This is a genomic window from Comamonas sp. MYb69 (genome assembly GCF_037479315.1).
Classification (GTDB): domain Bacteria; phylum Pseudomonadota; class Gammaproteobacteria; order Burkholderiales; family Burkholderiaceae_C; genus Comamonas.
In genome coordinates, this window is sequence record NZ_JBBGZG010000009.1 from 53,997 (window position 1) to 66,055 (window position 12,059).

Genomic DNA, 12,059 nt, shown 5'->3' on the forward strand with positions numbered 1-12,059 from the left:
ATTTAAAATGACCACCACCATGATTCAATCCACGTACCCTCACCACAGAAAGCTCCCATGCACCCCGCAGTAAATGCTCTGCTGGGCGCCGTGGGCAACGCCGAGCGCTGGGAACATGCTCTGGCGGGCTACGCCGCGAGCTTTCGGGCTGAGTTGCTGGGTGGCGCGTTCCTGACTGGCGGATTGGAGCAACTCACGGCCTGGGGCCATGCCTTCACAACGACGCCCGAGGTGGGCTACTGGCTACAATCCCCGTCCAGCCAGGGCGCGCCCGCGCTACTGTGGACAGGCCTGGCGTTTGAGACAGTGCAGGGCTACATGGAAGAGTTCCGGCATGACGATCCGCTGTGGTCTGCCGCAGTGGCGCAGCACGCGCGGCCCGATCAGGGCGCCTGGATCGTGACTGATACCGCCTTGCTGCACACGCATGGATTGCGACGCACCTCACTCTATAGCGAACTGCTGCGCCCTTTCGACATTAGCGCTCGCATGCTGGGCGGAAGCCGCAGCGCGCCGCACCCGGTGGGACACTTGAACATGATGCTGTGCCGACGCGGCAAGGTGCTGGACGACGGCTTTACGCAGGAAGATGCCGAGCGCTTTTGTGCCGAGTTCGACACTGTGCAGCATGCCGCCTACCTACACCGTGAAATGACCGCCCTGGGCGCCAGCGCCCGGCGACTCGAATCGCTCATGGAGCACCTACCGATGGGCCTGGTCTTCTTCGACACGGCAGGTCGCCTGCTGCATGCCAACTCCCGCGCCCGTGTGCTTTGGGCGCGGCCTGAAAGCACGACTTTGCGCAGTTTGCAGCTCGGCTCGCTGCTGACTAGTAGCGCCGACGCGCAATTGCGCGGGCTGTTCAAGCAATCACTGCAAGGTCGCAGCGGTTGCGTTGAACTGCCCGGCTCTCTGGTGCTGGTCACGCTGTCAGTCAGCGATTTGACCACCTTAGGCTTGGGCCACGCAAATCTTGGCGTGGCATGGGTGGTGATGGAGCGCAGCTTGGACTGCACTGCAGCCGTGAATTTAGCGCGCGATGCCTTTCGCCTGAGCCCGGCTGAAGTCGAATTGCTATGTACGCTGATGCGTGGCCAGTCACCGCAAGCCTTCGCCGATGCGCGGGGCGTACGTATTTCTACGGCGCGTGCACAGATGACCACACTACTGAACAAGACGAATACCCGGCGCCAGCAGGAGCTGGTGGCACTGGTGTCGCGGCTGATGCTGCTCACACCCGGGCAAGCAGCCGCCGAAGCTATGCAGGGGCAATAAGCGAGCGGCTTTTCAGCCTATTGACAAACCGCGTTGTGGCCCGACTCCCCAGGAGACACCGCCGCCGCGCACTATTACGGCAATCTGCTGTCCCAGCAGCCGTTCAATCACCGGCCTCCACGGCACCAGCGAGAAGCCCATGCCGTCATCGAGCATCGCGAAGCGTCCGCTGGCGAGCATGACGGAGCGCCGGTAGACGCCCGCCACGCGCTGCCCTTCGGCCAAGGGCCGGTGCTCCAGCCCCGTTTCAGCGGCGATGTCCTTCGCGGCCTGCGCCAGTTCACGGCCGCGCAGCGTGCCCAGCAGGTTGCGCGCGAGGATCACGCGCTGGCCGCGCCGCTCGGCCAACCCCTGTTCAGCCAGAAAGTCGGCCCGCTTTTGCAGCGCATCCTTGACCTCGCTGCCAAAGCCCAGGTCGCCCAGCCCCTTGCCACCGCCGATCAACTGCTGATCCAGCCAGGTCGCGCCGATCACGCGGGCCTGCCGCTCGATGGGCAAATGCGATTTCAGCTCCACGGCCACGCCACCCAGGCGCTGCGCGTCGTACTGACGGCCACGTTCGGGCAGGTCGTCCGGCACCTTCCACAACCCTTCGGTCACACGCTCCACGATGCCGGCGCGGCGCAGGGCTTCGAGGCGACGGACATGCGCAGCCACCGCCTCCTGCGGGTCGCGTCCAGCTTGCGCCTGGCCCTGCGCAATCGCAAGGTGATGGTCGGTGCGGTACAGGCCACCGCTCGCCAGTGCAGCGATGTTCCGGTCAGCCGCGCGCACGTCGGCCGAACCACGCACCTCCACCACCGCGCCGGTCGGGTAGTTCGCCGGTTCGTCGCGCGCGTTCAGCGCGACATAGTGGGCCTTGCCGTCGGTGCCGTCGATGACCAGATAGGCTCGGTCGCGCAGTTCGTCGGCCAACCCCTTGGCGGCCACGCGGCCGATGACGGTGCGGCCGCCTCCCTCATCCTCACCCGGCTCGAACACCGCCAGTTCACGCGGCTGGCCGCTCATGGCCCGCTGCATGGTGCGGATGATGTCGCCGCGCTCGCCCAGGGCACGCAAGGTCTTCTCGGCGTCGGCATGGATGGCCCAGGTGCCGGGTTGCATCTCGTCGGCCAGGCCAAGGCGCTGCAAGTGCTGAAGGCGGCCGATCAGCAACAGGCGCTGGCGTTGCAGCTTCGGTGCGTTGAAGCGCTCGATCTGTACTCGGCCATCGTCGTTCAACTCGCGCTTCAACGTGCGATCCAGGCTCGTCCACCGCTCCTGTTCCACCTCGCGGTGTAGGCTCTGCTGGATCTCCAGCTCGGTGCGCGGCCCCAGCCATTCGGTCGCCAACTCGGCGGCACGGTGGCGGAAGCCATCGGCAATGTAGTCGCCCGCGATGATGAGGTCTTTGCCGGTGTCATCGTGCCCTCGCACGATCAGGTGCGTGTGCGGGTTGTCGGTGTTCCAGTGATCGACCGCCACCCATTCCAGCCGCGTGCCCAGGTCGGCTTCCATGCGGTTCATCAGGTGCCGCGTGTAGGTGCGCAGGTCTTCCAACTCGGCACCGTCTTCGGGCGAGACGATGAAACGGAAATGGTGTCGGTCATCGGTGCAGCGCTCCTCGAAGGCGTCGAGGTCGGCGGCATCGGTCTGCGGCCCGTAGGCTTGGCCCGGTTCACCATCACGGCCCACGCCATCGCGCTCGATGTAGCGCAGGTGCTTGGCGAGCGACTGCGGACTGGCCTGGCGCTGGTTGACCTCCTGGGTGTGGGGGGCCCCGCGCGGGGCCCGCGGCGCCCCCGCCCCCCCCCCCCCGCGCGCCGCCGTCGGCCCGCGGCCCCGGCGCGCGCCGGGCCGCTGGCCGGTGCCTGCGCCCTTGCCGGTTCCCCCTGGATGGCGCACCGAGGATTTGCCGCTGCTGGCCTTACCGGTCTGCTTGAGCACCTTGGAGACAAAGCTCTGGCCTTGACCCTTGCCCCAGTTCTTCGGGGCCTTTGGAGGGTTCGGGCGCACCCGGAAATCGTCATCGCGGCGGTTGCTCATGGCCGTTCTCCCTTGAAGCTATGGCGTGTCCGGTCGCGCAAAGCACGCGGACCGCCCTGCATTGGCGCGGGCCTCGCGCCCCACGCGGCACGGCGGCGAAGCTGTGCCGTGCCGCGCCACCCCCATGTGCAGACTGGCTTTGCGGGCCGACAGGTGCCGCCCCCTTTTGTCTTGCCTTCCGCCTTTGCCCCTCGCTGTCGCTCAGGGCATCGGCGGCCCGGCGGTGCTGCACTGCTTGCAGCCCGCCCGCCGGCGAACGCGCCGATGGCCGCAGGCCAGGCACGTTCGAGGCAAGACGCCTGCACGCTGGACGGCTGCGCCGGATGTTGCGCGTCGTGCGGTGCGGATGCGCTCGCACGACACGCGCGACGACACGGCGACGGCCTGCAAGATGACATGCCCGATGGCACGATGAGATGCACGGTAACGTGCAGCGAATCGGAGGCCATCATGGGCGTGTCTCCAGCCAGACCGGATGCGCAATGCCGATCACGGCGGTCGCGCTGACCGGGCCGAAATACCGGCTGTCGAACGATGCAGGATTCGTCACGCTCAGCAGGAACAGCTCGCCTGGTTCTAGACGGCGGCAAAGCTGCCAGGATGGCAACGGTCGGCCAAGCCGATCGGCGGGCAGCACGGCGGCCATCGGCGCGCCGTCGATGAGTACCTGACCGGCGACGATGCAAATGTGTTGTGGTGCGACAGCGCCCACACGTTTGAGCAGAGGAATGTGGGCTGGCAGGTAGCCACGCTGCGCAGCGAGTGTGGCAGCTTCAGCAGGCAATCGGGTCAGGACGATGCTGTCCACGGACAAGGGACGTGGCAGCGAGCCGGTGTCGTGGCGCAGCGGATCGACGCGATACCAGCCGACCGAAACACTGTCGGACGGGTTGTAGATCAGGCGCGGCAGCGGCTGCACGAAAGCCGCCCAGGCCAGCGCAGCGAGGCCGACGACGGCGAAGCCCGCCAGCAGGATGCGAGCGCGCAGGCGCGAGCGAGGATGCGGCGCGGCTTCGGGCGTGCGCGCGGCGGTGGAATGAGCGGTCATGGCAGCGCCCTCCCGGCCAGCCAGGCGGCGTGCCGCTCCGCGGTGTATTCGGGCAGCGGCAAATGCGCGGCGAGCCTGTTGGCGAGCGTGCGCCAGTACGCGGGCGACACGTCGATGGCAGCGATACCCAGCGCCTCGATGCCGTCGATGCGTTCCAGCACGGCGCGCACACTGGCGTCACCTTCGGCATGCAGCAGCAGGCACGCGCCTGGCTGCACGCCGGGGATGCGCTGCACGGCATTAAGCGGTGTAGCAGCCTGCATCACCATGAGCTGCCAGCGGATCGTGCCGTAGTCGTTGGCCTGCCAACGAACGCGGCAGAGGATTGCACCCGGCAAGAACATGGCACAGCGCCGCCAGCGATCGAGCTGGAGCGTGCGCGCTGGTTCGCCGAAGCGCAGGTAGAGCTTGAAACGCGGTTCGATGTAGGCGAGCGATACGCGCATCAACGGCGCGCTGCTAGGCTGGCTGGACGGTGCAGCGTGCACAGTCGTGATCGCGATGGCGGGCGGTGCGGTAGCAGACAATGCGGATGTGGTCATGGCGTGTTCTCCCTGCGGTGTTCTGGAAACTCGCGCTCCAGCAAACCGCGCAGCAGGTCGGCCACGGTCACGCCTTGCGTGAAGGCCGACACCTTGATACGTGCCCGCATGGCAGGCGTGATGTCGAGGGTCAGGCGCGCGGTGTAGAGGTCGCACTTGTTGAGCGCATCGGCGTCGCCTTGGCGAATCCACGCCTCGGCGTGCGGATTGGCGGGCGGACGCGCGCCGATGCCGACCCGCTTGGCCGGGCGTTTGCCGTTGGGTGGGTTGCTGTTGTCGCTCATGACGGCCACCGCAGCAGCTCATCGACCAGCGCGGTGATTTCCTGCGCTGCAGCGCTATCGGGAGCCGTCTCCCGCACCAATCGCCCCGCAGTCACGCTATCGGCAAAGACGATGCGCTGACGCACCTCGCTGCGCAGCGCTGGCAACGGCTGTTCGGCCAAGGCTTGCCGTGCTTCGCGCCCGATCACCGTGGTACTGACGCGCCGGTTGATGACGAAGGCCGCGCGCAGCGCAGGCCGGAACACCTGCGCCTCGCGGATCAACGCCACCATCTCGGCACCGACCCACAGGTCGTAGGGGCTGGGCTGCACCGGGATCAGCACCCGTTCGGCCGCCAGCAGCGCGGAGCGCGCCAAGGCGGCAATCCTGGGCGGCCCGTCGATGATGACGTGATCGGCGCGGCGGGCCAGCTCTGGTGCTTCCTGGTGCAGCGTCTCGCGTGCAAGGCCCACGGCGCTGAACAGCCGGGGTAAGCCTTGCTGGCTTCTGCGCTGCGTCCAGTCCAGCGAGGAACCCTGCGGGTCGGCGTCCAGCAGCACGACGTGCTGACCACGCATCGCCAGCTCGCCCGCGATGTGGGTGGCGAGCGTGGTCTTGCCGACACCGCCTTTCTGGTTGAGCAAGGCGACGATCATGGCGCGGCCCTCCAGCTTGGAAGGCCGGACTGTTTTTGCCGTGCCGAACGGGGTGGTTTGTGCGGCTTTTCCTGGCTGGTTTTTCGGCCTGCGGTAGTTGTCCACCGCAATGCTGCTTCTCTACCAATAGTTAGAGAATTTAAGTTAGTAATGTTAGAGGGATCGCAAACCCGCGCCGTTACTGGCTTTCCGGCGTTTTCGTACTCCTGATAGCACGATAGGCGTACTCCTGATAGCACGACACCTCTTACTCCTGATAGCACGACCCCATCCACAGCTTGTCCCGCTGTTATCCCCGTGCCGTCTGCGGCACGGGCCGAAAGGTCAGCAATTCCATGTCGTCCTCGGGAATCCGCACGATGCCCAGCTCGTATCCCGGCAGCGATTGCCGGGTGACCAGCGCCCGCAGGTCGTAGGCGAAATCCGAAAACCGAGTGCTGCTGCCCGACTTGCGGTGCAGATGCCGGAAGTCGAACTGCCAGCCATATTCCTGCCTGCCGCCATGCTTGCGCACCAGGCGGTACAGCCAGCGCTCGATGCCGCCCGTGAGTCGGAAGTACGTCGGGTCGATGGTCAGCACTAGGGCGGCGTCCAGCACGCCCGCATAGAACCAGTCCGGCAGGATCAGCTCGATGCCCAACGGCGTGCCGTTGGCATCGGCCAGCTCCTTCCACTCGTTGATCCACGAAAAGCGGTGCAAGCGCCTTCCCGTCGTTTCGCGGATGGACGTGGCTACCGTGGTCGATTGCAGTCGGTCGAGCGCGGCCTTGAGACGCTGGTAGTCGCGCAGCGACTTGCCGCGCCCGATGAAGCGCAGGATCTCGTAGGGCGTGGCCTGCATCCGCCGGGACGGCTGGATGCCCGCGTCCTTGGCTTCGACGATCTGGCTGGCCGCCCAGATCAGGATGTCGGCATCCCAGATGGTGGCAATACCATGCTCCTGCGTGCCTTCCACGCGGATGGTGATGTTGCCGCTGCGGAAGTCGATCGGCGCGGTGCGCCGCGACTTCGCCAGCGAGAAGAACGGATAGGCCATCAAGTCCTGGGCATCGCGCGGTGCCATGTCCTCGCCCGGCAGTGCTCGGAACAGGTCGAGCTGTTCGCGCTGCTGCAAGGCGTGCCCTGGTGGGCGGGACATGGCGATGGACACCGGCGATGCGCCGATCAGCGCGCACGACTGTCAGCCGAGTGGTGCTCGGCATATTCAGGATCGGAAGTGGTCTCGAAGCTGCGCGTTTCCGCCCAGGCATCGAGGTCGGCCACGGCGTACATGACGCGGCGACCGAACTTTCGAAACTTCGGGCCACCACCGATGACGCGCTGTTTCTCCAGCGTGCGCGGTGACAGGCGCAGGTAATCGGCGGCCTCATCGTTGGTGAGATAGCGTTGGGGTTGTGCGGGTGTGGCAACGGGAGCGGCGGCAGGCCGCAAGGGAGCAGGTCGCATGGGATGGTCCTCCATCAAGCCCGGCCACACAGCGCAGCCGGATAGAGGCAGTCTCAAGAAACTTGGGACTCTTGCTCAGGGACGTTCTGCAGGGGATGCGAAACGTCCCCCCTCATGCGAAGTGACAGCCGGAAGCTGTGCCAGACGGCGATAGCCGCCGCGCATCAGCCTATCGCCTCGGCGTACCAGTCGCCGCACGCGGGCGCGCAAAGCACTGTCGGCGTGCCAGTCGGCGGTAACGGCATCCACACCAAACAGCCCTTCGGCGACTTCGCGCAAGGACGCGCCCGCCAGGGTCGCGTCCAGCGCCTGAAGCGTGTGCAGTTCCAGCAATGCGGACAGCGGCGGACGTGGCCGGACGGTCGCCGCAGGTACGGCGCCGGCGGCTACGGCGATCTTGTTCAATTCGCTCGCCAGGGCCGCATAGCGTTCGCAAGGCGCGGCGCAGGCCCGGATTGCATAGACGTAAGCCATGCCATCGGCCAAGTCTGGCGCGAGCACGAAACGCAGGCAGCAGCCGGGCCAGCGCGCCACCAGCACCAGGCGCTTGCCGTCATGGATCAGATGTTTGTGGCCCGGCAGCTTCCAGAACTCAAAACACAGCGCATCGGGCGGCGGATCTGCATCCGGGTAGAGCTGCACCACGGCATCGTGATCGGGAAACCAGGCCGGGTGCGCGTCCCGCGCATCCAAGGCGTGATCTTCCAGCAGGCGCAGCCCCCAGCTCTTGGCAGCATCCGGTTGGCGACGACGGCGCAGCCAGTCGCGCCGGTAGTCAGGATGGCGGCGCAGGTACTCCCAGGCCAGCGCCGGGCCATCGAGGTGCAGAACGTAGAGATATGCCGCCGTGGCATACCACGGCTCGGCACTGCGATCAGCCATAAGGCAACCTCCCTGTGCTGGGGATGCGTCGCCACAGCGAAACGGCGTGCTACGAGGCCATCGTCAAAACGTCATGGGTGAAGCGTAAACTGGCAGTGTCAAGACCGATGAACTCCGATGCGCTGCTGAAATCGTCCGAGTGCGACGGCGGCAATGCACTCCAATGGCATGCCGCGTCGGTCAGCTTGCCGCAGCCCGCGCCAGGCATCATGACCGTTTCGATCTGGCACGCACCGCTACGGTGCAACACTGCCGATTCAGACCGAACGGGTCACAGACCAGACCGAAATAGACACAATGCGCCTCGCTTCGCGGTGGCATTCAATCGTTTATCGAGCCGTTGTCTTCGGCCAGTCGCAGGTATTCCGACAGCCGCCGCACTGGCTGGAAATAGCGATCCCGTATCACGGGCTGCTGACGCGGCCCGACGATGGCGGCTAGGTCGGACAGCTTCACCGTTCCCAGCGCAGGCATGCCAATCCCCAAGTCGATCAGGCCGTGGGCAGTATCGCCATTGGCTGGGTCGAGCGAGGCTAGCAGCCAGGTAGCGTGAGCATCTGGCGTGAACAGGCGCACCACGGGCAGGGGGTCGGTGTCCTGCCCGGCAGCGCGGGCCTGGCCGTTGGACAGCAGGCGCGTGCGCTCGTCGGCGGTGATGAGCGGAGTCATGGCTGTACGTCCACAGACTCGCAGAGCAGCAGAGGCACTTTCACGCCTTCCAACGAAAGCACCAAGGCGCAACCCCACGTATCCGCAGAGACGTAGAAGCACGAAGGCACATGCACGGAAGTCAGGAAAGACACGGATCAGGCTCTCCGCTTTTGAAGAAAGCCGCAAATGCGGATTTCAGTAAAGGCACAAAAACAGGTGAGATTGGATGAATGAGTTAAATATAACGTGGTTTTAATTGTGCTGCGAATCGACGCTTCTGTCTATGCAGAAGCGAACCGTCCAGCGCGGCCGACCGGCCGGCTCCACCACCTTCGACGCCGAGCTGGCCCAGGCCTTCGGCGCGGCGGTGCGCGCACTGCGGGTCGAGCAAGGCGTGGCGCAGGAAACCTTGGCACATCAAGCCGGTATCGAGCGTTCTCACATGGGCAAGATTGAGCGCGGCGAACACATGCCCACGCTGGCGATTATTTTCAAGATCGCGCGTGCGCTGGGGCTCAGCGTCGCCCACTTGATGGGGGCCGTTGAAGAAGTCCTGGGCGAAGTGCCTAATTGACTCTGCATCGCATAGCTTCGCTTGGCGTGGTGCAACTTTGGAAAGGAACTCAATGGCGAAGACATGCATCGTGTGCGGACAGGCCGCAGGCTCTGGGGAGCACGTTTTTCCGGCGTCTCTTGGAGGCCGGCGGGTCAACTCTGGCATCTATTGCCCCAAGCACGACAACAGCTATTCGGGTCTCGTCAATGAGATTGCCGAGCAGCTCGACTTCCTCAATGCATACTTGGGCGTTCGGCCGGATCACTCCAAGCACCCCAAAACTGCCTATGGCGAGCACACGCTGACGGGAGAGACCGTTTCGATCTCTGCCAAGGAGATCAAATTCACGAAGCCCCGCGTCATCTCCCGCACCGCAGTTGGCGAAGGTGAAGAGTTGCATCTGGCATTTCCCAACCAGCAGTCCGTCAAACAGTTCGCAAAAAAGATGGAGGACGATGGACATGAATGGATGCCCTTGTCGAAGCCGTCCACTCGACCGTACATCACGGGTTCCATTCACCATAAGCGCAAATTTGGCGGTGCCTGTGGTCTGGGTGCCATCGCGTACATGACGCAGACATTCTTTGCTCAGGAGTTTCCGGAGGTCGCTCGATCAGGGGCGCTTTCTAACTTCATCGACTACACGCAAGCTATCGCCAAGGTCGCAGCGCTGGGCGGCTGCGAGCAGCAGCCGGAAGAACGCGAGGAACTGATCAAGGCACGCGCAGCAGTGACGGCTGCGCTGGAGCTCTTCGGAGGCATGGCGCCGACCTGGTGGGATTTCAGCCCGCCCGCCGGAGCATGCGCCAACAAGTTTGAATTTGGGCATCGAGTGACGGTTGGTATTGATGGCTTCGACGGCCAAATCTACGGCCGTGTCGCGCTGTTCTCCACTTTAACCTTTGCCGTACACCTGGGCACGGCACCGCAGGGTTCCGCCACGCGAGAAGTGACCGTGGACATTGATCCTCTCGCGGAGCATCCGCCACACGATATCGGCAAACATCAGGTGCTCTCAGCGCTAGGCCGCGTTCAAGTGCCGGAACACTCTACCGAAGGGCTTGCGAATGCGCTCGCCGACGGCACGCAACAGCGTGCATTCGCAAACCTGCTGGAACGCTTGGAAGAACATCAACTCCTCAAACTGGCTCGCACCATGAGTATGGCGCTCGCGCCATGTTCCACCTTGTCGCCATTTGAAGCGCGAACACTGATCGAAAAGGAACTTGACCAACAACCACAGCAAATTTGGCGCTTGGTCACTTTTGTCGTTGAAGGCTTACGGGCGAAAATGGTCAAAGACGGCATGGAAAGCATTACCCCAGTGCTCGATAACCTGATTGCGTATGACGCTCAATCAGCAAGCGGTCTATCGCAGCAGGCCGAGGCCACGTTGGCCCTGGCCAAAGCCGCATTAGTTGCACAGATGGAGCAAGACTGCGCAGCAGGCGGACTCCATGAGGAACGCATTGCGGAACTCATGGGCAGAGGCCCTGGCCTTTATGCCGTGGGGCAGTTGGTGCTGGCCCCTGTCTTGCAGGTGTTTAGTGAATCCGCTCACCCCAATGAAGAGAGCAGGTAAGCCAAGCGCCTCGCCATAGTGGTCGAGGCGCTGAGGTGGTTACGCCGCCTTGGGCTTGCTGCGCGACCAGATCAGGTCGTGTGCGCCGTCCTCGCCTTCGATCAGGCGGGCATAAACCGTTGCAGGGAACGAAGGATCGTCCAGGGTCACGGACACATAAGGGCGTCCGGCCTCGCTGGTCTTTTTCCACGCTGCGCCGATGTCGTGGCTGGCTGCTTGCAGGCGGTAGTCGGGAGCGTTCTCGTTGTCGCCCTTGTCGTTGGGAACCAGCTTGACCTTGACGTTGAGCGTCAGGGTGCGAAGCGAGCCGGTGAAGCCGTCTTTCTCTGCGGTGAAGGTGCCGATATTAGCCATGATGATTTCTCCTTTCGGGTTGAACAAGGTCGCGCCAGTGCGTCCTTGTTGTGATCCGTCCGGTGGGGGATGGGCTGGCCGCACTGCAGATCGGTCGCAACAACGTGGAGAACCTGGAGGCGAAAAGAATTTGTCCCGCGAGGAATGCGCGCAGCGCAGGGGAAATTGTTTTCGCTGCAAGGTTGCGGCCATGAAGCCCAAGGCGCAGCCGCGCCACCCCCAGGATTCACGACAAGACAAGGACGCACGGGCCGCCCGCTCCCGAATGGAAACATGGCCGACTCGGCATCCTCGCATGACAACTTCACCGGCTTGTTCCCTGACGCGGCCAGGTCAATGCCCCAGCAACAAGGTACGAGCGCTCCTGCCACAACTTGCGGCCACATGCTTGATGCATGGCGTGGAAGCTCCAAATCGAGGCCAGGTGGCGTGTCGGTGAACCGTCCTTCGTGACGTACAGGCAACGAACCGCCAGCGTCGAGCACGGCACGCTTTCGTGCAACCTGCCGCAACAAGCCGGGGCGTAGCGCCACAAGCGCCGCCCATTGCGGCGAGGTGCTGTCGGAATGTCGGCGGCGCGTGCGCCGCTGCACTTGCATGGCTTCAATGGCTTTTGTGCACGAGGCGACTTGTGCGCGGTCCCTTTGCCGCCTGACCGAAGGCGGTCAAGGGGCGTTTTGGCTTTGAGCCTTGAAACCGGGGGGCGGCCCCCCCCCCCCCCGGGGTTTTGTTTTTAACCCCCCCCCCCCCGGGCACCCTCTGGGCGGGGGGGGGGGCCG

General features: G+C 64.5%; 13 protein-coding genes. 3 read left to right on the forward strand and 10 right to left on the reverse strand.

Going from position 1 to position 12,059, the window contains the following annotated elements:
* The first annotated feature begins 57 nt into the window (after positions 1–57).
* Positions 58–1,275, forward strand: a complete 1,218-nt coding sequence (locus WH303_RS13815) for a helix-turn-helix transcriptional regulator (RefSeq protein WP_339519177.1) — start codon at positions 58–60, stop codon at positions 1,273–1,275.
* Positions 1,276–1,287: 12 nt separating this feature from the next.
* Here WH303_RS13815 and WH303_RS13820 read toward each other — a convergent pair whose 3' ends face one another.
* The 9 genes from WH303_RS13820 to WH303_RS13860 all read right to left on the reverse strand — a co-directional run bounded on the left by WH303_RS13820 (position 1,288) and on the right by WH303_RS13860 (position 8,806).
* A complete protein-coding gene (locus WH303_RS13820) occupies positions 1,288–3,300 on the reverse strand; it encodes a relaxase/mobilization nuclease and DUF3363 domain-containing protein (RefSeq protein ID WP_339519179.1) in 2,013 nt (670 codons plus the stop codon).
* A gap of 448 nt (positions 3,301–3,748) precedes the next feature.
* The gene (locus WH303_RS13825) at positions 3,749–4,348 is read right to left on the reverse strand and encodes a S26 family signal peptidase (protein ID WP_339519181.1); all 600 of its coding nucleotides are present in this window, start codon (positions 4,346–4,348) and stop codon (positions 3,749–3,751) included.
* A complete protein-coding gene (locus tag WH303_RS13830; protein WP_339519183.1) occupies positions 4,345–4,890 on the reverse strand; it encodes a DUF2840 domain-containing protein in 546 nt (181 codons plus the stop codon). The genes WH303_RS13825 and WH303_RS13830 overlap by 4 nt, the downstream gene beginning before the upstream one ends.
* Positions 4,887–5,174 carry a chromosome partitioning protein ParB gene (locus WH303_RS13835; protein WP_198833932.1) on the reverse strand — a complete coding sequence of 96 codons (288 nt, stop codon included), beginning with the start codon at positions 5,172–5,174 and terminating at the stop codon, positions 4,887–4,889. Before WH303_RS13835 ends, WH303_RS13830 begins: the two co-directional genes overlap by 4 nt.
* Positions 5,171–5,809 (reverse strand): ParA family partition ATPase, encoded by a 639-nt coding sequence (gene parA / locus WH303_RS13840; RefSeq protein WP_339519354.1) that lies wholly within the window; start codon positions 5,807–5,809, stop codon positions 5,171–5,173. The genes WH303_RS13835 and parA overlap by 4 nt, the downstream gene beginning before the upstream one ends.
* A 289-nt stretch (positions 5,810–6,098) precedes the next feature.
* Entirely contained in the window at positions 6,099–6,947 is an 849-nt protein-coding gene (locus WH303_RS13845; protein ID WP_198833931.1) for a replication initiator protein A, read from the reverse strand.
* Positions 6,948–6,973: 26 nt separating this feature from the next.
* Positions 6,974–7,255 (reverse strand): helix-turn-helix domain-containing protein, encoded by a 282-nt coding sequence (locus tag WH303_RS13850; protein ID WP_014995090.1) that lies wholly within the window; start codon positions 7,253–7,255, stop codon positions 6,974–6,976.
* A 75-nt stretch (positions 7,256–7,330) separates the two neighbouring features.
* Positions 7,331–8,137, reverse strand: coding sequence for a DUF2285 domain-containing protein (locus WH303_RS13855; RefSeq protein ID WP_339519189.1), 807 nt, complete (start codon positions 8,135–8,137; stop codon positions 7,331–7,333).
* A 321-nt stretch (positions 8,138–8,458) separates the two neighbouring features.
* On the reverse strand, positions 8,459–8,806 hold the full coding sequence (locus WH303_RS13860) for a DUF2958 domain-containing protein (protein ID WP_339519191.1): 348 nt from the start codon (positions 8,804–8,806) through the stop codon (positions 8,459–8,461).
* Between the two features lie 265 nt (positions 8,807–9,071).
* Here WH303_RS13860 and WH303_RS13865 point away from each other — a divergent pair, with 265 nt between their 5' ends.
* On the forward strand, positions 9,072–9,362 hold the full coding sequence (locus tag WH303_RS13865) for a helix-turn-helix domain-containing protein (protein WP_034018414.1): 291 nt from the start codon (positions 9,072–9,074) through the stop codon (positions 9,360–9,362).
* A 52-nt stretch (positions 9,363–9,414) separates the two neighbouring features.
* On the forward strand, positions 9,415–10,926 hold the full coding sequence (locus WH303_RS13870; protein WP_339519194.1) for a hypothetical protein: 1,512 nt from the start codon (positions 9,415–9,417) through the stop codon (positions 10,924–10,926).
* Between the two features lie 39 nt (positions 10,927–10,965).
* On the opposite strand, the gene WH303_RS13875 is transcribed toward WH303_RS13870, so the two are convergent.
* Positions 10,966–11,280, reverse strand: a complete 315-nt coding sequence (locus WH303_RS13875; RefSeq protein ID WP_198833927.1) for a DUF736 domain-containing protein — start codon at positions 11,278–11,280, stop codon at positions 10,966–10,968.
* Positions 11,281–12,059: the final 779 nt, after the last annotated feature.

Bases quoted from the DNA above. Each gene is read 5' to 3' on its own strand.
- WH303_RS13815 (WP_339519177.1), top strand. From the start codon at position 58: ATGCACCCCGCAGTAAATGCTCTGCTGGGCGCCGTGGGCAACGCCGAG.
- WH303_RS13820 (WP_339519179.1), bottom strand. From the start codon at position 3,300: ATGAGCAACCGCCGCGATGACGATTTCCGGGTGCGCCCGAACCCTCCA.
- WH303_RS13825 (WP_339519181.1), bottom strand. From the start codon at position 4,348: ATGACCGCTCATTCCACCGCCGCGCGCACGCCCGAAGCCGCGCCGCAT.
- WH303_RS13830 (WP_339519183.1), bottom strand. From the start codon at position 4,890: ATGACCACATCCGCATTGTCTGCTACCGCACCGCCCGCCATCGCGATC.
- WH303_RS13835 (WP_198833932.1), bottom strand. From the start codon at position 5,174: ATGAGCGACAACAGCAACCCACCCAACGGCAAACGCCCGGCCAAGCGG.
- parA (WP_339519354.1), bottom strand. From the start codon at position 5,809: ATGATCGTCGCCTTGCTCAACCAGAAAGGCGGTGTCGGCAAGACCACG.
- WH303_RS13845 (WP_198833931.1), bottom strand. From the start codon at position 6,947: ATGTCCCGCCCACCAGGGCACGCCTTGCAGCAGCGCGAACAGCTCGAC.
- WH303_RS13850 (WP_014995090.1), bottom strand. From the start codon at position 7,255: ATGCGACCTGCTCCCTTGCGGCCTGCCGCCGCTCCCGTTGCCACACCC.
- WH303_RS13855 (WP_339519189.1), bottom strand. From the start codon at position 8,137: ATGGCTGATCGCAGTGCCGAGCCGTGGTATGCCACGGCGGCATATCTC.
- WH303_RS13860 (WP_339519191.1), bottom strand. From the start codon at position 8,806: ATGACTCCGCTCATCACCGCCGACGAGCGCACGCGCCTGCTGTCCAAC.
- WH303_RS13865 (WP_034018414.1), top strand. From the start codon at position 9,072: ATGCAGAAGCGAACCGTCCAGCGCGGCCGACCGGCCGGCTCCACCACC.
- WH303_RS13870 (WP_339519194.1), top strand. From the start codon at position 9,415: ATGGCGAAGACATGCATCGTGTGCGGACAGGCCGCAGGCTCTGGGGAG.
- WH303_RS13875 (WP_198833927.1), bottom strand. From the start codon at position 11,280: ATGGCTAATATCGGCACCTTCACCGCAGAGAAAGACGGCTTCACCGGC.